The sequence below is a fragment of the Roseovarius aquimarinus genome, assembly GCF_043661195.1.
GTDB classification, from domain to species: domain Bacteria; phylum Pseudomonadota; class Alphaproteobacteria; order Rhodobacterales; family Rhodobacteraceae; genus Roseovarius; species Roseovarius aquimarinus.
In genome coordinates this window covers 211,928-238,407 of sequence record NZ_JBIHMM010000003.1, presented here as the reverse complement: position 1 = coordinate 238,407, position 26,480 = coordinate 211,928, and the positions used below count along the sequence as shown (strand labels likewise).

Here is a 26,480-nt window from a genome sequence, read left to right as displayed (position 1 = left end):
CATGGCCCCCGTCCGGGATCCGCCGTTTTCACTTGCCAATCCGATCCGTTCCGCGCCCGGCGCGCGCATGAGGTATCCCATGTCCGAAGACCGTCTGAACCTGTTCGATCTCAAGGCGCAGAGCGCCAAGGATCTTCTGGCCATGGCCGAAGAGCTCGAGATCGAGAACGCCTCGACGATGCGCAAGGGCGAGATGATGTTCTCGATCCTGAAGGAGCGCGCCGAGGATGGCTGGCTGGTGTTCGGCGATGGTGTGCTCGAGGTTCTCCAGGACGGCTTTGGCTTCCTGCGCTCGCCCGAGGCGAACTATCTTCCCGGCCCTGACGACATCTATGTCTCTCCCGACATGATCCGCCGCTACTCGCTCCGGACCGGCGACACGATCGAAGGCGAGATGAAGCAGCCCGACGAGAATGAGCGCTACTTCGCGCTGACCAGCGTGACGCGGATCAATTTCGAGGATCCCGAGCGCGCGCGCCACAAGATCGCGTTCGACAACCTCACGCCGCTTTATCCCGATGAGCGCCTGACGCTCGAGATCGACGATCCGACCATCAAGGATCGCTCTGCGCGCATCATCGATCTGGTCGCGCCCATCGGCAAAGGCCAGCGCTCGCTGATCGTGGCGCCGCCGCGCACGGGTAAGACGGTGATCCTTCAGAATATCGCGGCCAGCATCGAGCGGAACCACCCGGAATGCTATCTCATCGTCCTTCTGATCGACGAGCGCCCCGAGGAAGTCACGGACATGCAGCGCTCGGTCAAGGGCGAGGTCGTCAGCTCTACCTTTGACGAACCTGCAACGCGCCATGTCGCCGTGAGCGAAATGGTGATAGAGAAAGCGAAGCGCCTGGTCGAGCATAAACGAGATGTTGTGATCTTGCTCGACTCGATCACAAGACTTGGTAGAGCTTACAACACGGTCGTGCCGTCTTCGGGCAAGGTTCTGACCGGCGGTGTCGATGCCAACGCGCTCCAGCGGCCCAAGCGGTTCTTCGGTGCAGCGCGGAACATCGAAGAGGGCGGCTCGCTCACCATCATCTCGACTGCACTGATCGACACCGGCAGCCGGATGGACGAAGTGATCTTTGAAGAGTTCAAGGGCACCGGCAACTCGGAGCTGGTTCTCGATCGCAAGATCGCGGACAAGCGCGTCTTCCCGGCGATCGACATCCTCAAGTCGGGCACGCGGAAGGAAGATCTGCTGGTCGACAAGACCGATCTGCAAAAGACATTCGTGCTGCGCCGCATCCTGAACCCGATGGGCACCACGGATGCGATCGAGTTCCTGATTTCCAAGCTGAAACAGACCAAGACAAACGCCGAATTCTTCGATTCGATGAACACCTGACGCCGACGCGGGCAGGTAACTGCCGGCAAGGGGGGCAGGTATGGATACGATCTTCGCCATGTCGTCCGCGCAGGGCAAAGCGGGTGTCGCGGTCATCCGCGTGTCCGGACCGCAAGCGCATGAGGCCTGTGCCGCGCTGTGCGAAGATGTGCCGCCACCCCGCATCGCGGCGCTCCGCGTCCTGAAAGACGCCGACGGCGCGCCGCTGGATCAGGCTTTGGTGCTGGTTTTCGAGAGAGGCGCGAGCTTTACCGGCGAAGAATCCGTCGAATTTCAAACGCATGGCAGTATCGCGGTGGTGTCGGCAGTGCTCGATCGGCTCGCTGGCTTGGATGGCTTGCGGGCGGCGGAGCCGGGCGAGTTCACGCGGCGCGCGCTCGATAGCGGCAATCTCGACGTCGCGCAGATCGAAGGGCTCGCCGACCTCATTGACGCTGAAACCGAGGCGCAGCGAAAGCAGGCGCTCCGCGTGTTGTCCGGCGATTTGGGCCAGCGCGCCGAGACTTGGCGCCGCGATCTGATCCGCGCGGCCGCCCTCATCGAGGCGACCATCGATTTCGCCGACGAAGAGGTGCCTGTAGATGTCTCGCCCGAAGTCGGGACGCTCCTAGATGGCGTGATGGACGCGCTCGGCCGCGAGATTGCCGGAACCTATGTGACCGAGCGCATCCGATCCGGTTTCGAGGTCGCGATCGTGGGTGCGCCGAATGTCGGAAAATCCACGCTGCTGAACAGCTTGGCCGGGCGCGAGGCGGCGATCACGTCCGATATCGCAGGAACGACGCGCGATGTGATCGAAGTGCGCATGGACCTGGCCGGGTTGCCCGTGACGCTGCTCGATACCGCGGGGCTGCGGGAGACAGAGGACCGAATCGAGGCGATGGGCGTCGATCTCGCGCGTAAGCGTGCGCGGGCGGCGGATCTGCGGGTTTTCCTTCTCTCGCCTGGCGAAGCCGAACCGGATCTTGCTGAGGAGGGCGACATCCTGCTGACCGCCAAGGGTGACGAGCAGCGGGGTCTTCACCCTGGGATTTCAGGTAAAACCGGCCTCGGGGTGGACCAACTCATTGAGCGGGTCACCGAAGCTCTATCGGCGCGGGCCTCCAGCGCCGGGATCGCGACCCGTGCCCGCCATCGTCATGCCATGGAGCGGGGCGCCGCCGCCCTTGCGCAGGCTAAAGTGCATCTCGAGGGCGGCGAGGAAGAGGCCGATTTTGCCGCAGAGGAAATCCGGACGGCTGTTCGGGCTCTTGATTCTCTGATAGGTCGGGTGGATATCGAGAGTATTCTGGACGAGATCTTTGCCAGCTTCTGCCTCGGCAAGTGAGGAGTGTTTCACGTGAAACATTTTGACTTCGACGTTCTGGTTATCGGAGGCGGCCACGCAGGTGCTGATGCGGCTGCGGCATCCGCGCGCATGGGCGCGAAGACGGCGCTTGTCACGCTGTCTCGCAACGACATCGGCGTCATGTCCTGCAATCCGGCCATCGGCGGTCTTGGAAAAGGTCATCTCGTGCGCGAGATCGACGCGCTCGACGGCGTGATGGGGCGCGCTGCCGACGCTGCCGGGATTCAGTTTCGTCTGCTCAATCGTCGCAAAGGCCCCGCTGTGCAAGGCCCGCGCGCTCAGGCCGATCGCGCGCTTTATCGCAAGGCCATGGCCGGATTGCTGGCCGCTCAGGAAAACCTCGCAATCATCGAGGGTGAGGCGGCGGATTTTCTGATGGAAGGCCCGGCTGTCCGCGGCGTGCGGCTCGCCGATGGTTCCGAATTGAAGTCCAAAGCAGTCGTCCTGACGACAGGAACGTTTCTGCGGGGCGTCATTCATATCGGCGACGTTTCGCGCCCCGGTGGGCGCATGGGAGACCGTCCGTCGATCAAGCTTGCCGAGCGGATCGACAGTTTCGGTCTGCGCATGGGCCGCTTGAAGACGGGTACGCCGCCCCGGCTCGACGCCAAGACTATCGACTGGAATGTGCTCGAGGAGCAGCCCGGCGACGAGGAGCCGGTGCTTTTTTCCTTCATGTCTAAATCTGTCACCGCGCGGCAAATTACGTGCGGGATCACCCACACCAATGAGCGCACGCATGAGATCATCACCGCAAATCTTGGCAAGTCGGCCATGTATGGCGGCCATATCGACGGTATCGGCCCGCGGTATTGTCCGTCCATCGAGGACAAGATTGTCCGCTTTGCCGACAAGACCTCGCATCAGATCTTTCTCGAGCCGGAAAGCCTGACGAGTGATGTGATCTATCCCAACGGTATTTCGACATCGCTTCCGGAAGAAGTACAGGTCGATTATGTCAGGTCCATCAAGGGCTTGGAGCGTGCCGAGATCGTGCAGCCGGGCTATGCGATCGAATATGATTATATCGATCCGAGGGCGCTCGATGCCGGGCTTGGTCTTCGCGAGGTGCCCGGCCTTTACCTCGCGGGCCAGATCAACGGCACGACCGGCTATGAAGAGGCCGCCGCGCAAGGTCTGGTGGCGGGCCTCAACGCAGCACGCTTCAGTCAGGAGCAGGAGCCGGTCACGTTCAGCCGGGCAACTTCCTATATCGGTGTGATGGTGGACGATCTGATCACCCGAGGCGTAAGCGAGCCTTACCGCATGTTCACGTCGCGCGCCGAGTTCCGCCTCTCGCTCAGGGCGGACAATGCGGACCAGCGGCTCACGGGGCGCGGGATCGAGATCGGCTGCGTCGGCGATGGAAGGAAGGCCGTGTTCGAAGCCAAGGAAGCTGCCTTGGCCAGCGCGCGCGCTCAGCTTGATAGCGTCACTTTCACGCCGAAGCAGCTCGCGGGCCTGGGTTTGAAAGTCAACCAGGATGGGACAAAACGCACGGGATTTCAGACGCTTGCCTTCCCGGACGTGGAGTTTGCGCATTTGGTTTCGCTTGACGAGCAGTTCAAATCCATCGCCCCCGACATCGCGGAGCAGATCAGCAAGGACGCGCTTTACGCGAATTACATCACTCGGCAGGAGCGAGATATCGCATTGGTTCAGAGAGATGAGGCGCACGTTATCCCGAGTGACTTCGATTACAACTGCCTTGGCGGTCTGTCGAACGAGCTCAAGGCCAAGCTGTCGCAGGTCCGGCCGGCGAACTTGGCGCATGCGGCGCGGATCGACGGGATGACGCCCGCCGCGCTCACGCTCATCTTGGCGCGACTGCGGTCTTCTGCGAAGGCCAAGGCGGGATGAGCGACCTGCTTGCGAATGTTTCACGTGAAACAATCGAACGCTTGCGCGCGTTCGAGGCGCTCGCGACAAAATGGACCGCAAAGATCAATCTCGTTTCGAGCGACAGCGCGTCGAGCATTTGGGATCGCCACGTCCTCGACTCGGTACAAATTTACAACGCAGCGCCGCAGGGATGGTCGTCTTGGGTCGATCTCGGCTCGGGCGGCGGATTTCCGGGTGTCGTGATCGCGGTCATGGTGCACGGCGAAGACCGCGGCGCCGATGTGACGATGATCGAGAGCGACGCGCGAAAATGCGAATTTCTTCGCGCGGCCCTGCGGGAAACCGGCGTAACCGCCACCGTGGTGAACAAGCGCATCGAGGCTGTGCCCTCGATCGGGGCGGATGTCGTTTCGGCGCGCGCCCTTGCGGATCTTTCCAGTCTTCTCGGCTATGCCGCTCATCACCTGTCGCCCACGGGAACGGCGATCTTGCCGAAGGGCGCGCGCTGGCGCGATGAGGTGGAGGCGGCAAGATCCAAGTGGAAATTTAATCTCGAAACGGTTAACAGTTCTTTGGCGGCGGAGGCCGCCATTTTGAAAATTAAGGGAGTGTCCCGTGTCTGATCCCACCCGTCCGCATGGGCCGCGCATCATCGCCATCGCCAACCAGAAGGGCGGTGTCGGCAAGACAACGACGACCATCAATCTTGGTGCCGCACTGGCCGAGCAAGGGCAGAAGGTGATGATCGTCGACCTCGATCCGCAGGGGAACGCCTCGACTGGCCTCGGAATCGATATCGAGAATCGCGAATTCACGACATATGAGCTGCTGCTCGAAGATGTCGATCTGGGCCAGGTGATTCAGCCGACCCGCTCGGAGAACTTGTCGATCATTCCCGCGACGGTGGACCTGAGCTCGGCGGATATCGAGCTGATTTCCAATGAAAAACGTAGCTTTCTGCTGCATGATGCGCTTCGGCAGACGGCGATGGACCGCTACGATCTCGACTATGTCTTGATCGATTGCCCGCCGTCGCTGAACCTCTTGACCGTCAACGCGATGGTCGCCGCGCATTCCGTGCTGGTTCCGTTGCAGAGCGAGTTCTTCGCGCTCGAAGGGCTGTCTCAGCTCATGCTGACGATTCGCGAAGTGCGCCAGTCCGCCAATCCGAAGCTGCGGATCGAAGGCGTCGTGTTGACGATGTTCGATGCGCGCAACAATCTTTCGGGGCAGGTCGAGCAGGATGCGCGCGACAATCTAGGCGATCTGGTGTTTCGGACGCTGATTCCGCGAAATGTGCGGCTGAGCGAGGCGCCGTCCTATTCGATGTCGGTGCTGGACTACGATCCGCAATCTCGCGGGGCCGATGCCTATCGGGCTTTGGCCAAGGAATTGATGGAAAATCAGGCGCTTGTCGCAGCGTGAAGGGGAATTGAACATGGCCGACAAGATGCAGAGACAGCGGGGCCTCGGGCGCGGATTGTCCGCTCTCATGGCGGATGTGAACGACCGGAGCGAGGCCGATCGCGGTGCGCCGCGCCAACCCGACATGCTGGTACCGATCGAGAAAATCGCCGCCAATCCCGATCAGCCGCGCCGCCGTTTCGATGCGGAGCTGCTCGATGATCTTGCGGCGTCAATCAAGGAAAAGGGAATCATCCAGCCTCTCATCGTGCGGCGCAAGGGCGACGGTTTCGAAATCGTCGCCGGAGAACGTCGTTGGCGGGCCGCGCAGAAGGCGGGCTTGCACCAGATACCGGTGATCGTTCGAGATTTCGACGATACCGAAGTGCTGGAGATCGCGATCATCGAAAACATCCAGCGCGCTGACCTGAACCCGGTCGAAGAGGCCGCGGGGTATGTGCAGCTCATGAACAAGTTCGGCCATACGCAGGAGAAGCTGGCCGAAGCGCTCGGTAAAAGCCGGAGTCATATCGCGAACACCATGCGGCTCATGCAACTTCCTGAAGTCGTTCGGGATTTCGTGACCGAGGGCAAGCTGTCCGCAGGCCACGCCCGTACGCTCATCACGGCCAAAGATCCCATCGCGCTCGCCAAGAAGGTGATTTCGGGCGATCTTTCGGTGCGCGATACCGAGAAGCTCGTGCGGAAATCGAACGAGGCGCCCGAGGGCGGAGCCTCGCCGGCCGGGCGGAAAGGTCGCACGTCGAGCGCGAAGGACGCGGACACACGGGCGCTCGAGGATGATCTGTCGGCCAATCTCGGGATGAAAGTGCAGGTCGATCACAAGCCCGGTGGCGAAGCGGGCACGATCTCTATCAGTTACAAGACACTGGATGAGCTCGATGAGCTTTGCGGGATTCTGTCATCCGGAAAGTAGAGACTAATCAGGCAAAAGTTCGGTGATCACGGCGTTGAGGACCGTCCTGCCGCGCAACGTCGCGGCGAGGCGATCCCCCCGGCGTTCGACCATGCCGAGGTCCTCGAGGTGGTGAACGCTGCTCTCATTCAGAGGCGCGCCAGCGAGCGCCTCGTAGCGCGGCAGGTCGATCCCTTCGCTGATGCGCAGGCCCATCATCAGGTATTCGCCCGCCTGATCCTGCGGCGGGATCGCAACGCGCGGCTTTTCAGTGGTGCCGGTGGCGGCCCGCATAAGCCACGCTTCGGGATGGGCGTAGGCTTCGGTCGCCCAGCGAGTGCCGTCCAATGTGAGCCTGCCATGCGCTCCCGGCCCGATTCCGAGATAGTCGCCATGCCGCCAATAGATCAGATTGTGACGCGACTCGGCGCCGGGGCGGGCATGGTTCGATACCTCGTAGGCCGGCATTCCGGCGGCATCGCAAAGCTCTTGGGTCAGCTCGTACATGTCGCTGCCGAGATCTTCGGAGGGCAGGCCGTGCAGCTTGCCCGCTTCGAACCGCGCGCCGAATGCCGTGCCGGGCTCGATCGTCAGTTGGTAGAGGGACATGTGATCGACGGCCATGGACAGCGCTTCCGAAAGCTCCGCGCGCCATTCGTCCAGGCTTTGATCTTGCCGCGCGTAGATCAGATCGAAACTGACGCGCTTGAACTGGGCGCGTGCGACATCGAAGGCAGCGCGCGCCTCCGCGGCGGTGTGAAGACGTCCGAGCCGGCGCAAATCGGTATCGTTGAGAGCCTGAATGCCCATCGAGACACGATCAACGCCCGCATCGGCATAGCCGGCGAAGCGCGCGGCTTCGACCGAGCCGGGATTGGCCTCGAGCGTGATTTCCATGTCATTGGCGAAGGTCCAATGATGCCTGACGCGGTCCAGAATGGCGTGGACCGTCTCGGGCGGCATCAGGCTGGGCGTTCCGCCGCCAAAGAAGATGGAATTCAGGACGCGGCCCCGTGTCATCTCCGCGTAGCGGTCGATCTCGGCCAGGAAGGCGCGGCGCCATGCGTCCTGATCCACCTTGTCGCTGACATGGCTGTTGAAATCGCAGTAGGGGCATTTGGCCGCGCAGAAGGGCCAGTGCAGATAGAGGCCGAAGCCGCCCTGGCGCCAGTCCTCAGCCAAGGCAGCGCGTCACGAATTGCGAGAAGGCGTCGGCGCGGTGGCTGATGCGGTTCTTCTCGGCGGGGTCCATCTCGGCGAAGCTGATATCATAGCCGTTGGGCTGGAAAATCGGATCATAGCCATGCCCCTGCGCGCCGCGCATGGGCCACATGACCTGTCCATCGACCGCGCCGGGGAAGACTTCGTCATGCCCGTCAGGCCAGGCGAGCACCAGCGTGCAACAAAAGCGCGCGGTCCAGGGCTTCGGCGCACCGCTCGCCAGCAGCCGGTCATGCGCCTTGGTCATCGCCATGACGAAATCGCGGCCCTGCGCGGTTTCGGCCCAATCGGCGGTATAGACGCCGGGCGCACCGTCGAGCGCGTCGATCTCGATCCCCGAATCGTCCGAGAGCGCGGGCAGGCCCGTCGCCTTCGCGGCGGCATGCGCCTTGATCCGGGCGTTGCCGACGAAGGTCGTCTCGGTTTCCTTCGGCTCGGGCAGATCGCGCTCGGCCGCGCCGATCACCTTGATACCGTAGGGCGCGAGAAGATCGGCGATCTCGGCCAGCTTGCCCGCGTTATGCGTGGCGACCAGCAGCGTATCGCCGGTCAGCTTACGCATTGACGGCAGCCAGTTGCGCTGCGGCCAGTTCGGACACGCCTTTCTCGGCGAGGTCCATGAGCTGGTTCATCTGCGCGCGGTTGAACGTCGCGCCCTCGGCGGACATCTGAACCTCGATCAGCTTGCCGGACTGGGTCATGATGAAATTGCCATCGACACCGGCCTCGCTGTCCTCGGGGTAGTCGAGATCGAGCACGGCTTGCCCGGCATAAAGCCCGCAGGAGACCGCCGCGACGGGATCGGTCAGGGGATCGGAGACGACGGCGCCCGTCTTCATCAGCTTTTGCACGGCCAGCTTCAGCGCGACCCAGCCGCCGGTGATCGACGCGCAGCGGGTGCCGCCATCGGCTTGAATCACATCGCAATCGACTGTGATCTGACGCTCGCCCAAGGCCACGCGGTCGACGCCCGCGCGCAGGCTCCGCCCGATGAGTCGCTGGATTTCGACGGTGCGCCCGCCCTGCTTGCCTGCCGTCGCCTCACGCCGCATGCGGGAGGTGGTGGAGCGGGGCAGCATGCCGTATTCCGCCGTGACCCAGCCGAGGCCGGAGCCCTTGATGAACGGCGGCACGCGATCTTCGATGGTTGCGGTGCACAGAACATGCGTGTCGCCGATGCGGATCATGCACGACCCTTCGGCATGTTTGGTGACGCCCGTTTCGATTGAAACGGCGCGCATCTCGCTTAAATCTCGGCCGGAAGGGCGCATGACGGATCCTTGTCGCTTGGGTTTCCCGCGGGAATACAGGGGCCCGGGCCGGTAAGGCAACCCCGATTGACCCATGACGCGGCGCAGCCTTAGATACGACGGATGGCCAAGGATTCCACCATGACTGACGCCAAGCGACTGCTGGAGGAGATGAACGATCGCTCGCGCGAGGTGTTTCGCCGCGTCGTCGAAGGTTATCTGCTCACCGGCGCGCCGGTCGGCTCGCGCAGCCTGACGCGCGAGCTGAGCGAGAAGGTGAGCGCCGCGACGGTCCGCAACGTCATGCAGGACCTCGAATACATGGGGCTTTTGGACAGCCCGCATGTCAGCGCGGGCCGCATTCCGACCCAGACGGGCCTTCGCATGTTCGTCGATGGCCTGCTCGAGGTGGGCGATCTGCAAAGCGCGGATCGCGAGTTGATGGACAGTACGATGTCTTCGAACTCGCAGGATGTGGCGGGCGTTCTGGACCGCATCGGGCAGACGCTTTCGGGCGTGACGCAAGGGGCGTCGCTCGTGCTGGCGCCGAAGCACGAGGCGCCTATCAAGCATATCGAATTCGTGAGCCTCGGGCATGATCGCGCGCTCGTGGTCCTCGTGTTCGCCGATGGCCATGTGGAGAACCGCATTTTCACACCGCCGCCGGGCCAGACGCCCTCGTCGATGCGGGAGGCCGCGAATTTTCTCAATGCGTTGGTCGAAGGAAAGACGCTGAGCGACGTTCAGACCGTGATCGCCCGCCAGATCAGCGACCGGCGGCAGGAAATCGACCAGCTCGCCCATGCGATGGTCGAAAGCGGCCTCGCCGTCTGGGCCAAGGAGGGCGAGGGGCCGGACCGCCTGATCGTGCGCGGACGGTCGCATCTGCTGAACGCGGGCGGCGACGAGGTGGATCTCGAGCGGATCCGCACGCTCTTCGACGATCTCGAGCGCAAGCGCGACATCGCCAACTTCCTCGAGCTGACGGACGAGGGCGAAGGCGTGCGCATCTTTATCGGCTCGGAGAACAAACTTTTCTCACTTTCGGGTTCCTCTTTGGTTGTCTCTCCATATATGAACGCTGACCGGAAGATCGTCGGTGCGGTCGGGGTCATCGGACCCACGCGGCTGAATTACGGGCGGATCGTTCCGATCGTGGATTACACGGCGCAGCTTGTCGGAAAGCTGATCGCCGACAGAAGTTGAAGGGCAGAGACATGGCAGAGCGCGAAAACGAAGAGTTTCTCGACGACATCGAACAGGCCGAGGCCGAGACCTATCAGGACGACATGGCCGAGATTTCGGACGAAGACGCCGAGATCGACACGCTTCGGGCCGAGCGTGACGCGCTGCACGACAAGTTCATGCGCGCACTGGCCGACGCGGAGAATGCGCGCAAGCGGGCCGACCGCGACCGCCGCGAGGCCGAAAATTACGGCGGCTCCAAGCTGTCGCGCGATCTGCTGCCCGTTTATGACAACATGAAGCGCGCCATCGAATCCATCCCCGAGGAGCAGCGCGAGGCGTCCGCCGCGTTCATCGAAGGCATCGAGCTCACGATGCGCGAATTGCTCAACGTCTTTTCCAAGCACGGCATCCGCATCGTCTCGCCCGAGGTCGGCGATAAGTTCGATCCGCAGCATCACGAAGCGATGTTCGAAGCGCCCTTGCCCGGTACGAAAGCGGGCGAAATCATCCAGGTCTCGGCCGAGGGCTTCATGCTTCACGACCGCATCCTGCGCCCGGCCAAGGTGGGCGTCTCTTCGATGCAGGGATGATCCGGCAGCATTGGCCCGCATGAAACGCCCCGCAAGTGACGGGGCGATTTCTATTTCGTCTCTGTGACGGGCAGTTTCGACTTCAATTCGTAGATCAGCGCAAGCGCGTCGCGCGGGCTCAATTCGTCCGGAAGGACCGATTTGAGCGCCTCTTCGACCTCCGACGATCTCGGCGGCGCCACGGGTGCGGGCGGCCTGCTGGAGAAAAGCGGCAGGTCGTCGATCAGCGCGTCGCGCGCACTGCCACCCTCACGCTCGCCGCGCTCCAGCGCATCCAGAACGATGCGCGCGCGCTCGATCACGCTGGCCGGAAGACCCGCGAGCTTGGCGACCTGCACGCCGTAGGAGCGGTCGGCGGCACCGCGCCGCACCTCATGCAGGAAGATCACGTCGCCCTCATGTTCCTTGACTGCGACGGTCGCGTTATCGACGCGCGCCAGCTTCTCGGTGAGGTTCGTCAGCTCGTGATAATGCGTGGCGAAAAGCGCGCGGCAGCCATTCACCTCGTGCAGATGCTCGAGCGTCGCCCAGGCGATCGAGAGGCCGTCATAGGTGGCCGTGCCCCGCCCGATCTCATCGAGGATCACCAGCGCCCCGGCATCGGCCTGATTGAGAATCGCGGCGGTTTCGACCATCTCAACCATAAAGGTCGATCGGCCGCGCGCCAGATCGTCCGACGCGCCGACGCGGCTGAATAGCTGGCTGACGATGCCAATATGGGCGTTCGCCGCAGGCACGAAACTGCCCATTTGTGCCAAAAGCGCGATCAGCGCATTCTGCCGCAGGAAGGTCGATTTACCCGCCATGTTGGGTCCGGTGAGCAGCCAGATATCGCTCTCGTCGCCCAGCGCGCAATCATTGGCGACGAACGGCCCGTTCCCCTGGGCGCGCAGGGCCTGCTCCACCACGGGGTGGCGCCCGCCGGTGATGGTCAGCGCGCGGCTTTCGTCCACCTTGGGCCGGCACCAGTTCGCCTCGACCGCGAGATCGGCGAGCGCGGTCGTCAAATCCAGCTGCGCGAGTGCGCGGGCGAGCTGCCCGAGGGCGGGGGCCTCATCCAGAACAGCGCGTTTCAGCCCGTCATAGAGCCGCTTTTCGATTTCGAGCGCGCGGCCGCCCGCGTTCAGGATGCGCGTCTCCATCTCCGAGAGCGGCACCGTCGTGAAGCGGACCTGATTGGCGGTCGTCTGGCGGTGCTTGAAGGTCTCGTTGAGCGGCGCGGAAAGCATGCGCTCGGCATGGGTGGCCGTCACTTCGATGAAGTACCCCAGGACGTTGTTGTGCTTCACCTTGAGCGATGAAATGCCCGTTTCCTCGATATACTCGGCCTGCATCCGCGCGATCACGCCGCGCCCTTCGTCACGAAGCTGGCGCGACTCGTCGAGATCGGCGTCGTATCCATCCGCGATGAAGCCGCCATCGCGCGCCAGCAGGGGCGGCTCGGCGATCAGCGCCTGGTCGAGCAGATTCAGAAGTCTGTCGTGGCCTGTCAGATCCTGCGCCAACTGCGCCAGAGGCTCCGGCAATGCCTCGCCTTGCAGAAGGCCCGCGATCTCCTCGGCGGCGGCGAGCGCGTTCCGCAGCGCGACCAGATCGCGCGGCCCGCCGCGATCGAGCGCCAGCCGGGACATGGCCCGGTCGACATCGGGCACCTTACGCAGATACGCGCGCATATCACCCCGGAATCGAGACCGATCGACGGCGAACGAGACCATTTCCTGACGCTCGTGGATCACGGCCAGATTGCGCGACGGGCTGGAGAGCCGCCGCTCGAGAAGGCGCGCGCCGCCGGCCGTCATGGTGCGGTCCATCACCGCCAGAAGCGATCCTGCACGACCGCCCGAGAGCGCGTGCGTCAGTTCGAGATTGCGCCGCGTCGCCGCATCGATCTGCATCGCGCCGGCGAGGTTCTCGCGCTGCGGGGGCTGCAGGAGGGGCAATCTGCCTTTTTGCGTGATCTCCAGATACTCGACCAACGCACCCATCGCCGCGATCTCGGCGCGCTCGAAGCTTCCGAAGGCATCGAGTGTCTGGACCCCGAAAAGATCGCAAAGCCGCCTCGCGGCGCTGGTGCTGTCGAAAGCGGACCGGCCGAGCGGCGTCATCGCGGCGCCGATATCGGTGACCAGATCGCGGGATAGGCTCTGATCCTGATCGGCCACCAGTACCTCGCTCGGCATCAGGCGCGCGAGTTCCGGTCCGATACGGGGCAGAGGCAAGGACATGACGTGCAGCGCGCCGGTCGAGATATCCGCATAGGCCAGCGCGTGTTCGCCCCGCACTTCGGCGATGGCGGCGAGGTAATTGTGCCGCCGCGCCTCCAGCAGCGACTCCTCGGTCAGTGTGCCGGGCGTAACGAGGCGCACGACGCCGCGCTTGACCACCGATTTCGAGCCGCGCTTCTTCGCCTCGGCGGGGTTCTCGAGTTGCTCGCAGACCGCCACGCGAAACCCCTTGCGGATCAATGTCAGCAGATAGCCTTCGGCGGAATGCACCGGCACGCCGCACATGGCGATATCCTCGCCCAGATGTTTGCCGCGCTTGGTGAGCGCGATGTCGAGCGCTTCGGCGGCAGCGACGGCATCGTCGAAGAAGAGTTCGTAGAAATCGCCCATGCGGTAGAAGAGAAGCGCATCCGCATGCTCGGCCTTGATCTCGAGATACTGCGCCATCATCGGCGTGACTGTGTCGGTCGTCACCAGAAGTCCCCCATCGCTGGCGCGAACCTACAAATCATGTGCGCGCGGCGAAAGCCCAATCCGCAGGACAGTTGAGGGAGCGCCAATAGACGGCTATGCAGACGGAAACGCATTTTCAGGACGCAGGCGCTCATGGCAAATCCCAAATTCACCCCCGAAGAGGCGCTGGCCTTCCACCTCGAGCCGACGCCGGGCAAGTTCGAAATCACGGCCACCGTGCCGATGACGACGCAGCGCGACCTGAGCCTTGCCTATTCGCCGGGCGTCGCAGTGCCGTGCACCGCCATCCGCGACAATCCCGAAACGGCGTATGACTACACCAACAAGGGCAACCTCGTGGCCGTGATCTCGAACGGGACGGCGGTGCTGGGTCTCGGCAATCTCGGCGCGCTGGCGTCGAAGCCGGTGATGGAGGGCAAGGCGGTGCTCTTCAAACGCTTCGCGGACGTGAACAGCATCGACATCGAACTCGACACCGAGGATGCGGATGCGTTCTGCAATGCCGTTCGCCTGATGGGTCCGACCTTCGGGGGCATCAATCTCGAGGATATCAAGGCGCCCGAATGCTTCATCATCGAGCAGCGGCTCAAGGAAGAGATGGATATCCCCGTCTTCCACGACGACCAGCACGGGACCGCCGTGATCTGCGCCGCCGGCCTTATCAATGCGCTGCATCTGAGCGGCAAGAAGATCGAGGATGTGCGCATCGTGCTGAACGGCGCCGGCGCGGCGGGGATCGCCTGTCTCGAACTGCTCAAGACGATGGGCGCGCGGCATGAGAACACCATCATGTGCGACACCAAGGGCGTAATCTATCAAGGCCGCACCGAGGGCATGAACCAGTGGAAATCGGCGCATGCGGTCAAGACCGATCGCCGCACGCTGGCCGAGGCGATGGAGGGCGCGGACGTCTTTCTGGGCGTGTCGGCCAAGGGCGCGGTGACGCAGGAGATGGTGGCGAGCATGGCCCCCAATCCGGTGATCTTCGCCATGGCGAACCCCGATCCCGAAATCACACCCGAAGAGGCCCATGCGGTGCGCGAGGACGCCATCGTCGCCACCGGGCGCAGCGACTATCCCAATCAGGTGAACAACGTTCTGGGCTTTCCCTACCTCTTCCGCGGTGCGCTGGACGTCCATGCGCGGGCGATCAACGACGAGATGAAGATCGCCTGCGCCGAGGCGCTGGCGAGCCTCGCGCGGCAGGACGTGCCGGACGAGGTGGGGATGGCCTACGGGCGCAAGCTGGCTTTCGGGCGGGATTACATCATCCCGGCACCGTTCGATCCGCGGCTCATCCACACGATCCCGCCCGCCGTGGCCAAGGCCTGCATGGCGACGGGCGCCGCGCGGCGGCCGATCGTCGATATGGAGGCCTACGAGGTTTCCCTGAAGGGCCGGATGGATCCCACCGCCAGCATCATGCGCTCGATCAACGCGCGGGCGCGGGCGGCGCAGGCGCGGATGATCTTCGCCGAGGGCGACGATCCGCGCGTGCTGCGCGCCGCCGTGCAGTATCAGCGCGCGGGCATCGGCAAATCCATCGTCGTGGGCCGCAATTCCGATGTGAAGGCCAAGCTCGAGGCCGCCGGCATGGGCGATGCCGTGGCCGAGCTGGAAGTCGTCAACGCCGCGAATACGCCCCATCTGGAGGAATATCGCGCATTTCTCTACGAGCGGCTCCAGCGCAAGGGGTTCGACCGGCACGATATTCACCGCCTCGCCACGCGCGACCGGCATGTCTTCGCGTCGCTGATGCTCGCGCATGGGCATGGCGATGGGCTCATCACCGGTGCGACACGTAAATCGGCGCATGTGCTCGAGCTTATCAACCACGTCTTCGACGCGGATGCCGAGCATGGTGTCGCGGGCGTCACCGCGCTCATGCATAAGGGCCGTATCGTTCTCGTGGCCGATACGCTGGTGCAGGAATGGCCGGACGAGAATGATCTGGCCGATATCGCCGAGCGGGCAGCCGCCGTGGCGCGGCATCTGGGCCTCGAGCCGCGCGTGGCCTTCGTCAGTTTCTCGACCTTCGGCTATCCTCAATCCGAGCGCGCCGAGAAGATGCACCGCGCGCCCAAGGTGCTCGAGGCGCGGGGCGTCGATTTCGAGTTCGAGGGCGACATGACCGTCGATGTGGCGCTGAACACGGCAGCCCAGGAAGCCTATCCCTTCCAGCGCCTGACCGGTCCGGCGAACATCCTCGTGGTTCCGGCGCGGCACTCGGCCTCGATCTCGGTCAAGCTGATGCAGGAAATGGCGGGCGCGACCGTGATCGGCCCGATCCTTTCGGGCCTCGACAAGTCGGTCCAGATCTGCTCGTCCACCTCGACCGCCACGGACATCGTCAACATGGCGGTGCTGGCGGCGTGCAAGGTCGGCTGACGCGCCCTGCGCCCCGGCCGCGATCGAGTATTTTCGCCAAGATGAAGCCGGTGCGGGCTAGCCCTTGTCCGGCCTGCGCGAGAGCTGCACCGCCAGGATGCCGCCCATGATGACCGCGACGCCGATCAGGTCGGTCGGGTGAAGCCGCTCGTTCAGCACGATCGCGGCGATGGCGACGCCGAGAAACGGATTGAGAAAGTGGAAGGTCGCGGCACGGGTCGCACTGATGCGCTGCACCAGCTTGAACCAGACGAGCGTGGCGGCGAGGCCGGGGATGAGTGTCGTCCAGGCGAAGGCTGCGCCGAGCTTCCAGCTCCAATCGACGACGAGCGTTTCGGTGAGCGATGCGACGACGGACAGAACCGCGCCGCCGACCAGCATCTGAAGGCCGACGATCATCAGGAAGTTCCCGCCCGACGTGGCGCCGCGCACGCTGAGCGTCGCTATGGCGAGCGCGATGGCGCCGAGGATGCAGAGCGTCAGGCCATAGGGATCGACGCCGCCGGAAAAGCGCGTTCCCATGATCATCGCGACACCGGCGAAGCCCGCGACAAGGCCCGCGAAGGCCAGCCTCGGGAGGCGCTGGCCGAGAAAGAGCCACGAGATCAGCGCGACGAGAAGCGGCATCGTGGAGGCGATGATGGCGGCGAGTGACGCCTCGACCGTCTGCATCGCGACGAAGTTCAGTCCAAGATAGAGCGCGTTCTGGCAGATGCCGAGGATGATGCAGGCGCGCCACTGGGCGCGGCTCAGGCGCCAGGATTGTCCGAGCGCCAGCGCGATGGCGACGCCGAGACCCCCCGAGATGAGAAAGCGCAGCGCGAGGGCGCTGAGGGGCGGCGCGGCCTCGACGATGATCCGGGCCGAGGTGAAGGCGCTCGACCACATCACGGCAAAGCCGACACCCATCATGATACTGCGCAAATCCATGCCCGGCCCTTGCCTCTTCTTTCCCGCCCAAAGCAAAAGGGCCGCCTTTTCGGGCGACCCTTAAGAATTCCGGTGGAAGATGCAAGATCAGCCGTTCACGCTGTCCTTCAGCGCCTTCGCGATGGTCATCTTGACGACCTTGTCCGCGTCTTTCTTGATCTGCTCGCCCGTGGCGGGGTTGCGGACCATACGCTCGGGACGCTCGCGGCAGTAGATCTTGCCGACGCCGGGAAGGGTCACGGCGCCGCCGCTCGAAACTTCGCGCGTGATGACGGCAATGATGCTGTCGAGTGCGTTGCCGGCGGTTTTCTTGTCGCTGCCCATTTCATCGGCCAGTGCGGCCACGAGCTGTGTCTTGGTCATCGGTTTTGCCATCGGGTGGTCTCCTTTTATCTGCCCGAAAACTGGGCCTCACGATCAGGTGTAACGCTATTTCATTGGGCATTACAACGCATACTGCGTTCGGCCGCGCGAATTTTGCGCAGAAATGCGCCGTCAAAGGAAGGCGGTTTCGTCGAAAGCGCGCAATTTCCGGCTGTGGAGACGGTCGAGCGGCATTCGCGCCAGCGTCTCCATCGCCCGGATGCCGATCATCAGATGGCGCGCGACCTGATCGGTGTAGAAGGCGCTGGCCATGCCCGGCAGTTTCAGCTCGCCGTGGAGCGGCTTGTCGGAGACGCAGAGAAGCGTGCCGTAGGGCACGCGGAAGCGAAATCCGTTGGCCGCGATCGTCGCGCTTTCCATATCGAGCGCGATGGCGCGGCTCTGGCTGAGGCGGCGCACCGGGCCGGAATGATCGCGCAGCTCCCAATTGCGGTTGTCGACGCTGGCGACGGTGCCGGTGCGCATGATCCGCTTGAGCTCGTAGCCTTCGAGCTGGGTGACCTCCTCGACGGCTTCCTCGAGCGCGATCTGGATTTCGGCGAGCGCGGGGATCGGCACCCAGGTGGGCAGATCGGCATCCAGAACGCCGTCCTCGCGCAGATAGGCATGGGCGAGGACGTAATCGCCGAGGCGCTGCGTGTTGCGCAGCCCGGCGCAGTGGCCGACCATGATCCAGGCATGCGGGCGCAGCACGGCGATATGGTCCGTCGCCGTCTTGGCGTTGGACGGACCGACGCCGATATTGACGAGCGTGATCCCCGAGCCGTCCGGCTTCTTGAGATGATAGGTCGGCATCTGCGGCATCTGGCGCGGGATATCGAGCGCCGCCGCGGCATCGGTGATCTCGGTATCTCCGGTGGCGACGAAGCTCGCGTAGCCGCTTTCGGGATCGGCAAGAACGCGGCGGGCATAGGCCTCGAATTCCGAGACGTAGAACTGGTAGTTCGTAAAAAGAACGTGGTTCTGGAAATGCGCGGGCGAGGTCGCCGTGTAATGCGCGAGCCGGGCCAGAGAGTAATCGACGCGCTGCGCGGTGAAGGGCGCGAGCGGCGCGGTGCCGTCGGCGTCGGCGCCTTTCAGGCCGTTGATGATGTCGTCGTCCATCGTGCCGAGATCCGGCACGTCGAACACGTCGCGCAGCGTGAACCCCGCCGCGCCCTCATGCGGCACGTTCATCCGCGCATCCTGCGCCACGGCGAAATGGACGGGCATAGGGGTCTGCGAGACGCCGATGCCGACCGGAACGTCGTGATTTTCGATCAGGAGGCGGATCTGCTGGATCAGGTAGTTTCGAAAGAGATCGGGCCGTGTGATCGTCGTGGCGTGGGTGCCGGGCGACGCGACATGGCCGAAGGAGAGCCGCGTGTCGATCCCGGCGAAGCTTGAGGTGGTCAGGCGGATCTCGGGATAGAAGGCGCGGATGCGATGCGCCGGTTGCGGGCCGGAAAGCGCCTCGGTGAAGCCCTTGCGCAGGAAGGACACCGCCTCGTCATAGAGCGCGCAAAGATGATCGACCGCGGCCACCGCATCGGTGAAGTCCCGCGCGGGGCGGGCTTCGGGGCTTCGGACGATCTGGTCTTGTGCGGTCATGCGCGCGGCTTTTCTGGAATGGTTCCTACATCCGTGTGGCAAAGGTGCACCGGGCGCGACAGAGGCGCAAGCGCGCTGGCGCCCTTGCCGCGGGCGTAACGGCGGCGCATATCATCCCCATGACAAGAACGCTTTTCTGTTTCGGCTATGGTTATTCCGCCCGCGCGCTGGGTGCGCTGCTCTTGCGCGAGGGCGGCTGGCGCATCATCGGCACCACCCGCGATCCGCAGAAGGCCGAGGCGCTGAGGGCCGAAGGCGTGGAGCCCGTGATCTGGCCCGGATCCGACATCGAGGCCGAGCTGACCGCCGCCACGCATCTGCTGATCTCCGCGGGGCCGGGCGAGGAGGGCGATCCGGTGCTGGCCGCGCTTTCGGATGGAATGGCGCGAATCGCGCCCCGCCTCGCGTGGGCCGGGTATCTCTCGACCACAGGGGTCTACGGCGATCACGCGGGCGACTGGGTGGACGAGGAGACGCCCCTCACCCCCGGCACGCGGCGCGGCCTGCTCCGGCAGCAGGCCGAGGCGGCGTGGCGCGCGGTGCCGGAACTGCCGCTGCACATCTTCCGCCTTGCGGGCATCTATGGGCCGGGGCGCGGACCTTTCGCCAAGGTGCGCTCGGGCAAGGCGCGGCGCATCATCAAGGAAGGCCAGGTCTTCAGCCGCATCCATGTCGAGGATATCGCGCGGATCGTCGCCGCCTCGATGCACGCGCCCGATCCCGGCGCCATCTATAACCTGTGCGACGACGACCCGGCGCCGCCGCAGGATGTGATCGCTTATGCCGCCGAACTCCTCGGGCTGCCATTGCCCGAGGCGGTGCCCATAGAGGAGGCCGAGATGTCCGAGATGGCGCGCAGCTTTTACGCGGAGTCGAAACGCGTGAGCAACGAGCGCATCAAGCGCGATCTCGGGATCACGCTCGCATATCCCACCTATCGGGACGGATTGCGCGCGATGATGGAGGGCGAGGACTAGCGCCGAGCCTTGCCAATCCGGCCCCGGCCCTGCTTTAACCCTGCCGAAGCAATCCCGGAGCCTGACATGGTCGACATCGCCACACGCGTGCATAACCACAAATGGAAGATCGACCCCATCGTCCGGTCCCTGATCGATACCGATTTCTACAAGCTTCTGATGTGCCAATCGGTGTTCCGCAACCGGCCCGAGACGCAGGTGACCTTCAGCCTCATCAATCGTGCAACGCACATCCCTCTGGCCGATCTGGTGGACGAGGGCGAGCTGCGCGAGCAGCTCGACCATATCCGCTCGCTTTCGCTGTCGCGCGGAGAGAGCACGTGGATGCGCGGCAACATGTTCTATGGCAAGCGGCAGATGTTCACGCCCGAATTCATGGACTGGTTCGAGAAGCTGCGCCTGCCGCCCTATCATCTCGAGCGCGTCGGCGATCAGTACGAGCTGACCTTCGAAGGAAGCTGGCCCGAAGTCATGCTTTGGGAAATCCCGGCGCTGGCCGTGCTCATGGAGCTGCGCAGCCGCACGGTTCTGCACGGGATGGAGAAATTCGAGCTTCAGGTGCTTTATGCCCGCGCCATGACCAAGCTTTGGGAGAAGGTCGAGACGCTGCGCGAGATCGACGGGCTGCGCCTTGCCGATTTCGGCACGCGGCGACGCCACTCGTTCCTTTGGCAGGATTGGTGCGTGCGCGCCATGCACGAGGGGCTGGGTGACAAATTCGTCGGCACGTCGAATTGCCTCATCGCGAAGAACCGCGATCTCGAAGCGATCGGCACGAATGCGCACGAGTTGCCGATGGTCTACGCGGCCCTCGCGCAGTCTGACGAGGAGCTGGCACGCGCGCCCTACGACGTGCTGAGCGATTGGCACGAAGAGCACGAGGGCAATCTGCGCATCATCCTGCCCGACACCTACGGCACCAAGGGGTTTCTGGAGAACGCGCCCGACTGGCTCGCGGGCTGGACCGGTATCCGCGTGGATTCAGGCGATCCCGCGAAGGGCGCCGAGATGGCGATCGATTGGTGGAAAGCGCGTGGCGAGGATCCGTCGAACAAGCTGGTGATCTTCTCGGACGGGCTCGACGAAGCCAAGATCGCGGCGCTTCATGCGCAATTCTCGGGCAGGGTGCGGGTTTCGTTCGGCTGGGGGACGTATCTGACCAACGATTTCCGGGGGCTTGTCCCCGGCGATGCGCTGGCGCCGTTCTCGATGGTCTGCAAGGCGGTCGCGGCGGACGGGCGTCCGACGGTCAAGCTGTCGGACAATCCGAACAAGGCGATGGGCCCGGTTGAGGAGGTCGCCCGCTACAAGCGCGTCTTCGGCGTGGAAACGCAGGCCGCGCAGCCGGTCGAGGTCTGAGCCGCGCATGACCGAAATTATCCTGGTACGCCACGGTCAGGCCAATTCGGGCGCGTCCGACGAGGCCGGATATGACCGCCTGTCCGATCTGGGCCGGCGGCAAGCCGAGTGGCTGGGCGACTGGCTGCGCGCGACCGATCCGCATTTCGACCGCGTGCTGACCGGCACGCTCACGCGCCAGCGCCAGACTGCGGCGGCGATGGGCTATGCGGCCACGGGCGAGGACGCGCGCCTGAACGAGCTGACCTATTTCGCGCTGGCCGAGGCGATGGAGGCGCAGCACGGTATCGCCGCGCCGGACACCGCGCATGATTTCCACCATTACATGCCGCAGGTCATCGCCCATTGGGCCGAGGATCGTCTGAACGGCGTGCCCGAGACCTTCGGCAGCTTTCACACGCGCATCATCACGCTGATCGACGAGATCGCGGCGCAGCATGGGCGCAGCCTTCTCGTCACGTCCGGCGGGGTCATCGGCATGGTGATGCGGCATGTGCTGGGGCTCGACACCGGGTCCATGACGCGGATGATGCTGCGCACCCATAACGCCTCGGTGCACCGACTGCGCCATGTTCACGGGCAGTTGGTGCTGGACAGCTTCAACGCCACCCCTCACCTTGACGCGAGGGATCGGGCTCATGCCCGCACGTTCATCTAGATCCGGCAGGAGACTCTCATGAAACTCTATTACGCGCCCGGCACCGTTTCGGTGTCCATCGCCATTGCCCTTCACGAGGCTGGGCTCGACTTCGATTCGCACAAGGTGAGCTTCAAGGACGCCGAGCAGACCAAGCCCGAATATCACGCGATCAACCCCAAGGGCCGGGTGCCCGCGCTCGAGATCGAGGGCGGCATTCTGACCGAGACCGGCGCGATCCTCGACTATATCGCCGCGATCGCCCCCGAGGCGGGCCTGATGCCCGAAGATCCCGTGGATGCGGCCCGCGTGCGCGGCGTGATCCATTACCTCGCGAGCACGATGCAGCCCAACCACGCGCATGGCCCGCGCGCCTATCGCTGGGCCGAGAAGGAAGAGAGCCACGCGGACATGCGCGCGCAGGTCCCCAAGACGATGCGCGCCAGCGCCGCCTATGTCGAGGATCACTGCCTGCGCAGCCCCTTCGTGATGGGCGATCATGTCACCGCCGCCGATCCGCATCTTTTCGTGATGTGCCTCTGGCTCAAGGGCGACGGCGTCGATCCCGAGGATTTCCCGCGCATCTCCGCCTTCCTTCAGGCGATGGAAGAGCGCGCATCGGTCAAGGCGGCGCGTGCCGCCGGTATGCTCTGAGGAGGACGCATGACACATCTGTGGGTCAGGGCCGAGCAGCGGCCGAATGAAGAGCGCGTGGGCCTCACCCCCGAGGGCGCGCGCGCACTGATCGATGCCGGGATGCGCGTGACGGTCGAGGAAAGCCGTCAGCGGGCCATTCCCATCGACGGCTATCGCGACGCGGGCTGCACGATCGCCGAAGAGAGCACCTGGCCAGGCGCCCCCGAGGATGCGATCATCTTCGGGCTGAAGGAGTTGCCCGAGGATGGCAGCCCGCTCATCCACCGCCACATCATGTTCGGCCATGCCTTCAAGGGCCAGCATTCGGGCCGCGCGCTTCTGGAGCGGTTCAGGGAGGGCGGCGGCACGCTCTACGATCTCGAATATCTCGTGGACGAGGATGGGCGCCGCGTCGCCGCCTTCGGCTATTGGGCCGGGTATGCGGGCGCCGCCGTCACGGTGAAATCCTGGGCCGCGCAGCAGCGCGGCGGGATCTGTCCCGCCGTTGCGACCTATGCGGGCAAGGAGGCGCTTCTGGACGATCTGGCGCGCGATCTGGACGGGCTGCGCGCGCCCTCGGCCATCATCATCGGCGCGCTGGGCCGCGTCGGCACCGGGGCCGCGGATCTCTGCGATGCGCTGGGCCTCGCCCCTACCCGCTGGGACATGGCCGAAACGGAAGGCGGCGGGCCTTTCCCCGAGATCCTCGCGCATGACATGTTCCTCAATTGCATCTTCGCGCGGCCCGGAACGCCCGTCTTCGTTCCCGCCGACGCGCTGGATGCGCCGCGCGATCTGACGGTGATCGGTGATGTCGCCTGCGATCCCGACAGCGATTACAACCCGGTCCCGATCTATGACGCGGCGACGGATTGGGCCGCGCCGGTGCGCCGGGTGCATGACGCGCCCCCGATGGACGTGATGGCGATCGACAACCTGCCCTCGCTTCTGCCCGTCGAGTCGAGCGAGGACTTCTCCGCGCTGCTCTTGCCCTCGCTGCGCGGTCTGGGCCATCTTGACCGGGGCGTCTGGGGACGGGCGCATGCGACATTCACCGACGCGATGAAAGGCCTTTGACATGACGATACACTGGTGCGGCACGGGCCTTTCGGCCATTCCCGGCCTGCGGAGGCTGATCGAGGCGGGGCACGAAGTCACTGTCTGGAACCGCAGCACGGGCAAGGCGCAGGATGCCGTGGGCGATCTCACGCAGCGCATCCAGGCCTTCGACATGGACGCGCTCGGGGCCGAGGTGCAGGCGGGCGATGTCGTGGTCTCGATGTTGCCGGGCGACTGGCACGTCCCGCTGGCCGAACTTTGCCTTGCCAAGGGCGCGCATTTCGCCAGCTCTTCCTACATCGCCCCCGAGATGCGCGCGCTGCATGCGCGGGCCGAGACGGCGGGACTGTGCTTCGTCAACGAGATCGGGCTCGATCCCGGCATCGACCACCTCATGGCGCATGCGCTCGTCGCCGATTACCGCGCGAGCGGTGCGGTGAATGCGGCGAACGATCTGACCTTCCTCAGCTATTGCGGCGGCATTCCCAAGCATCCCAACGCCTTCCGCTACAAGTTCAGCTGGTCGCCCCTCGGCGTGCTCAAGGCGCTGCGCTCGCCCTCGCGCTCGATCCGCGATCATGCCGAGCTGCGGGTCGAGCGGCCCTGGGACGCGATCAGCAGCTATACCGCACCACTGCCCACGCCCGAGAGTTTCGAGGTCTATCCCAACCGCGACAGCCTGCCCTTCATCGAGGATTACCGCTTCGATCCCGATTGGCGCATCAAGGAATTCGTGCGCGGCACGCTGCGGCTCAACGGCTGGTCAGAGGCCTGGGCGGATGTCTTCCGCGAGGTCGAAACGCTGAAAGGCCCCGAGGGCGATGCACGCCTGCGCGAGATGTCCGACACGTTCTGGGCAGAGCATGCCTATGACGAGGGCGAGCCCGACCGCGTCGTGATGTGCGTCTCGCTCAAGGCCGAGCGTGAAGGTGCGCCGGTCTGGCACAAGACTTTCGTGATGGACGCCTGGGGCGATGCACGCGGCACGGCGATGGCGCGGCTCGTGTCGATCCCGCTCTCGATGGCGATCGTGTCGGTTCTTGCGGGCGAGATCCCCGCCGGCGTCAGCCCCGCGCCGCATGATCCCGAACTGGTCGAACGCTATCTGGGCGAGGTCCGCCGCCTTGCCCAGCATCTGGATGTGGTCGATCATCTGAAGGGCTGACGCGCGCCGTCTCGCCTGTCCGCGAATACTCCCATCGCGCGGCCCGCAAGGTCTGGGCCGCGCAGCACAAGGCCCCGCCATGCCACGCAAATCCACCAAGGAGCCCGCAGCGATCCGCGCGCCGAAGGCGTGGCTTCGGCGCTGGGCGCTCTGGGCGCTCGTGGCGGGCGCGCTGGTGATCCTCGCCGCGGCGCTCTGGCATCGCTGGGCACCGGCGGGCCCGACCTTCTACATGAAGCAGGAGGCGCGGCGGCTCGGCGCCATTTCCTATGACTGGACCCCCATCGGCGCCATCGCCCCCGAAATGGCCCGCGCAGCCGTGGCGGCCGAGGACGCCGATTTCTGCAATCACTGGGGCTTCGACATGCGCGCGATCCGCCAAGTGCTCGAGGCGGGCGGCACGCGCGGCGCCTCGACGATCAGCCAGCAGACGGTCAAGAACGTCTATCTGTGGCAAGGCCGCTCCTGGCCACGCAAGGCGCTCGAGGCGGTGATGACGCCGGTCGTCGAGGCCACGTGGCCCAAGCGGCGCATCATCGAGGTCTATCTCAACGTCGCCGAATTCGACGAGGGCGTCTTCGGCGTCGGGGCCGCCGCGCGGCATTACTTCGGCGTCGAGGCCAAGGATCTGAGCGCGCGGCAGGCCGCGCGCCTTGCCGCGATCCTGCCCGATCCCAAGGATCGCTCGGCCAGTCGTCCCTCGGATTGGGTGCGCAAACGGGCCGCTTCGATCATGGACGGCGCGGCCACGATCCGCCGCGACGGGCGCGCCGCGTGTTTCGAGGATTGAAAACCACCCGCCGAGAGGGCATGGAAGGGCGAGCCGTTCAACAAAGGTCCACCGCGTCATGGCCAAGCTCTATCACGTTCCACTGTCACCCTTCTGCCGCAAGGTTCGCCTGAGCCTCGCCGAGAAGAAGATCGAGTGCGAGCTGGTGGAGGAGCGATACTGGGAAGAGAACTCAGATTTCCATCGGCGCAACCCTGCCCGCAAGGTGCCCGTGCTGCGCATCGACGGCAAGACGCTGCCGGAAAGCACGGCGATCTGCGAATATCTCGAAGAGAAATACCCCGAGCCGCCCCTGCTGCCCCGCGGCGCCGATGGCCGTTACGAAGTGCGCCGGCTGGTCGCGTGGTTCGACGACAAGTTCCATCACGAGGTCACGTCGAAACTGCTCTATGAGCGGGTGAACAAGAAGATGATGGGCGCGGGCTTTCCTGATAGCGGCAACGTCAAGTCGGGCGCCAAGGCGATCAAGTATCACCTCGACTACATGGCGTTCCTTCTGGAACAGCGTCGCTGGCTTGCCGGGGACGTGATGACGCTGGCCGATTTCGCCGCCGCCGCGCATCTGAGCGCGCTCGACTATATCTCGGACGTGGACTGGAATCGCAGCGATGTGGTCAAGGACTGGTACGCCAAGATCAAATCGCGCCCCGCTTTCCGCAACATCCTCGCCGATCAGGTGCCGGGCTTCCCGCCGCCGCGCCATTATTCGAACCTCGATTTCTGATGGCGGAGGCTTCATGAGTATTTCCGCCAAGA

Annotated in this window: 24 protein-coding genes; 17 read left to right on the top strand and 7 right to left on the bottom strand. The window is 64.5% G+C overall.

Annotated elements, in window-relative coordinates; translation table 11 throughout:
• Nucleotides 1–79 precede the first annotated feature (79 nt).
• Genes rho through ACGRVM_RS11725 form a run of 6 tightly spaced genes read left to right on the top strand, consistent with a single transcriptional unit; the run spans nt 80 to nt 6,882 of the window.
• The gene (gene rho / locus ACGRVM_RS11750; RefSeq protein ID WP_377171845.1) at nt 80–1,351 is read left to right on the top strand and encodes a transcription termination factor Rho; all 1,272 of its coding nucleotides are present in this window, start codon (nt 80–82) and stop codon (nt 1,349–1,351) included.
• A gap of 40 nt (nt 1,352–1,391) precedes the next feature.
• Complete coding sequence (gene mnmE / locus ACGRVM_RS11745) at nt 1,392–2,678, top strand: tRNA uridine-5-carboxymethylaminomethyl(34) synthesis GTPase MnmE (protein WP_377171843.1); 1,287 nt, start codon at nt 1,392–1,394, stop codon at nt 2,676–2,678.
• Nucleotides 2,679–2,681: 3 nt separating this feature from the next.
• Nucleotides 2,682–4,559: a tRNA uridine-5-carboxymethylaminomethyl(34) synthesis enzyme MnmG gene (gene mnmG / locus ACGRVM_RS11740; RefSeq protein WP_377171841.1), complete on the top strand. Its 1,878-nt coding sequence runs from the start codon at nt 2,682–2,684 to the stop codon at nt 4,557–4,559.
• Nucleotides 4,556–5,164, top strand: coding sequence for a 16S rRNA (guanine(527)-N(7))-methyltransferase RsmG (gene rsmG, locus ACGRVM_RS11735; RefSeq protein ID WP_377171839.1), 609 nt, complete (start codon nt 4,556–4,558; stop codon nt 5,162–5,164). The genes mnmG and rsmG overlap by 4 nt, the downstream gene beginning before the upstream one ends.
• Nucleotides 5,157–5,966 (top strand): ParA family protein, encoded by an 810-nt coding sequence (locus ACGRVM_RS11730; protein ID WP_377171837.1) that lies wholly within the window; start codon nt 5,157–5,159, stop codon nt 5,964–5,966. The genes rsmG and ACGRVM_RS11730 overlap by 8 nt, the downstream gene beginning before the upstream one ends.
• A 13-nt stretch (nt 5,967–5,979) precedes the next feature.
• The gene (locus ACGRVM_RS11725) at nt 5,980–6,882 is read left to right on the top strand and encodes a ParB/RepB/Spo0J family partition protein (RefSeq protein ID WP_377171835.1); all 903 of its coding nucleotides are present in this window, start codon (nt 5,980–5,982) and stop codon (nt 6,880–6,882) included.
• A 3-nt stretch (nt 6,883–6,885) separates the two neighbouring features.
• Here ACGRVM_RS11725 and hemW read toward each other — a convergent pair whose 3' ends face one another.
• The 3 genes from hemW to rph are packed head-to-tail and all read right to left on the bottom strand — an operon-like array spanning nt 6,886 to nt 9,353.
• Nucleotides 6,886–8,043: a radical SAM family heme chaperone HemW gene (gene hemW, locus ACGRVM_RS11720; protein WP_377171833.1), complete on the bottom strand. Its 1,158-nt coding sequence runs from the start codon at nt 8,041–8,043 to the stop codon at nt 6,886–6,888.
• Nucleotides 8,036–8,644: an RdgB/HAM1 family non-canonical purine NTP pyrophosphatase gene (gene rdgB / locus ACGRVM_RS11715; RefSeq protein ID WP_377171831.1), complete on the bottom strand. Its 609-nt coding sequence runs from the start codon at nt 8,642–8,644 to the stop codon at nt 8,036–8,038. The genes hemW and rdgB overlap by 8 nt, the downstream gene beginning before the upstream one ends.
• Nucleotides 8,637–9,353, bottom strand: coding sequence for a ribonuclease PH (gene rph / locus ACGRVM_RS11710; protein WP_377171829.1), 717 nt, complete (start codon nt 9,351–9,353; stop codon nt 8,637–8,639). The genes rdgB and rph overlap by 8 nt, the downstream gene beginning before the upstream one ends.
• 120 nt (nt 9,354–9,473) lie before the next feature.
• Here rph and hrcA point away from each other — a divergent pair, with 120 nt between their 5' ends.
• Complete coding sequence (hrcA, locus tag ACGRVM_RS11705; protein ID WP_377171827.1) at nt 9,474–10,538, top strand: heat-inducible transcriptional repressor HrcA; 1,065 nt, start codon at nt 9,474–9,476, stop codon at nt 10,536–10,538.
• Nucleotides 10,539–10,549: 11 nt separating this feature from the next.
• Entirely contained in the window at nt 10,550–11,110 is a 561-nt protein-coding gene (locus ACGRVM_RS11700) for a nucleotide exchange factor GrpE (RefSeq protein ID WP_377171825.1), read from the top strand.
• Nucleotides 11,111–11,160: 50 nt separating this feature from the next.
• Here ACGRVM_RS11700 and mutS read toward each other — a convergent pair whose 3' ends face one another.
• On the bottom strand, nt 11,161–13,785 hold the full coding sequence (gene mutS / locus ACGRVM_RS11695; RefSeq protein ID WP_377172458.1) for a DNA mismatch repair protein MutS: 2,625 nt from the start codon (nt 13,783–13,785) through the stop codon (nt 11,161–11,163).
• A 156-nt stretch (nt 13,786–13,941) separates the two neighbouring features.
• On the opposite strand from mutS, the gene ACGRVM_RS11690 reads away from it, so the two are divergent.
• Nucleotides 13,942–16,197, top strand: a complete 2,256-nt coding sequence (locus tag ACGRVM_RS11690) for an NADP-dependent malic enzyme (protein ID WP_377171823.1) — start codon at nt 13,942–13,944, stop codon at nt 16,195–16,197.
• Between the two features lie 57 nt (nt 16,198–16,254).
• Here the strand turns inward: ACGRVM_RS11690 and ACGRVM_RS11685 are convergent, their stop codons facing one another.
• From ACGRVM_RS11685 to ACGRVM_RS11675, 3 genes are all read right to left on the bottom strand, one after another.
• Entirely contained in the window at nt 16,255–17,127 is an 873-nt protein-coding gene (locus ACGRVM_RS11685; protein WP_377171821.1) for a DMT family transporter, read from the bottom strand.
• Between the two features lie 87 nt (nt 17,128–17,214).
• Nucleotides 17,215–17,502: an HU family DNA-binding protein gene (locus ACGRVM_RS11680; RefSeq protein ID WP_377171819.1), complete on the bottom strand. Its 288-nt coding sequence runs from the start codon at nt 17,500–17,502 to the stop codon at nt 17,215–17,217.
• Nucleotides 17,503–17,622: 120 nt separating this feature from the next.
• Nucleotides 17,623–19,101: an AMP nucleosidase gene (locus ACGRVM_RS11675; protein WP_377171817.1), complete on the bottom strand. Its 1,479-nt coding sequence runs from the start codon at nt 19,099–19,101 to the stop codon at nt 17,623–17,625.
• 119 nt (nt 19,102–19,220) lie between these two features.
• On the opposite strand from ACGRVM_RS11675, the gene ACGRVM_RS11670 reads away from it, so the two are divergent.
• From ACGRVM_RS11670 to fzlA, 8 genes are all read left to right on the top strand, one after another.
• On the top strand, nt 19,221–20,078 hold the full coding sequence (locus ACGRVM_RS11670) for an SDR family oxidoreductase (protein ID WP_377171815.1): 858 nt from the start codon (nt 19,221–19,223) through the stop codon (nt 20,076–20,078).
• A 66-nt stretch (nt 20,079–20,144) separates the two neighbouring features.
• Nucleotides 20,145–21,437, top strand: a complete 1,293-nt coding sequence (gene pncB / locus ACGRVM_RS11665; RefSeq protein ID WP_377171813.1) for a nicotinate phosphoribosyltransferase — start codon at nt 20,145–20,147, stop codon at nt 21,435–21,437.
• 7 nt (nt 21,438–21,444) lie between these two features.
• The gene (locus ACGRVM_RS11660; protein ID WP_377171811.1) at nt 21,445–22,095 is read left to right on the top strand and encodes a histidine phosphatase family protein; all 651 of its coding nucleotides are present in this window, start codon (nt 21,445–21,447) and stop codon (nt 22,093–22,095) included.
• Nucleotides 22,096–22,113: 18 nt separating this feature from the next.
• Nucleotides 22,114–22,728 (top strand): glutathione S-transferase family protein, encoded by a 615-nt coding sequence (locus ACGRVM_RS11655; protein ID WP_377171809.1) that lies wholly within the window; start codon nt 22,114–22,116, stop codon nt 22,726–22,728.
• Between the two features lie 9 nt (nt 22,729–22,737).
• The gene (locus ACGRVM_RS11650; RefSeq protein ID WP_377171807.1) at nt 22,738–23,787 is read left to right on the top strand and encodes a saccharopine dehydrogenase; all 1,050 of its coding nucleotides are present in this window, start codon (nt 22,738–22,740) and stop codon (nt 23,785–23,787) included.
• Between the two features lies 1 nt (nt 23,788).
• The gene (locus ACGRVM_RS11645; RefSeq protein WP_377171805.1) at nt 23,789–24,934 is read left to right on the top strand and encodes a saccharopine dehydrogenase family protein; all 1,146 of its coding nucleotides are present in this window, start codon (nt 23,789–23,791) and stop codon (nt 24,932–24,934) included.
• 79 nt (nt 24,935–25,013) lie between these two features.
• Nucleotides 25,014–25,724: a monofunctional biosynthetic peptidoglycan transglycosylase gene (mtgA, locus tag ACGRVM_RS11640; RefSeq protein WP_377171803.1), complete on the top strand. Its 711-nt coding sequence runs from the start codon at nt 25,014–25,016 to the stop codon at nt 25,722–25,724.
• Between the two features lie 58 nt (nt 25,725–25,782).
• The gene (gene fzlA / locus ACGRVM_RS11635; RefSeq protein WP_377171801.1) at nt 25,783–26,448 is read left to right on the top strand and encodes an FtsZ-binding protein FzlA; all 666 of its coding nucleotides are present in this window, start codon (nt 25,783–25,785) and stop codon (nt 26,446–26,448) included.
• Nucleotides 26,449–26,480 lie beyond the last annotated feature (32 nt).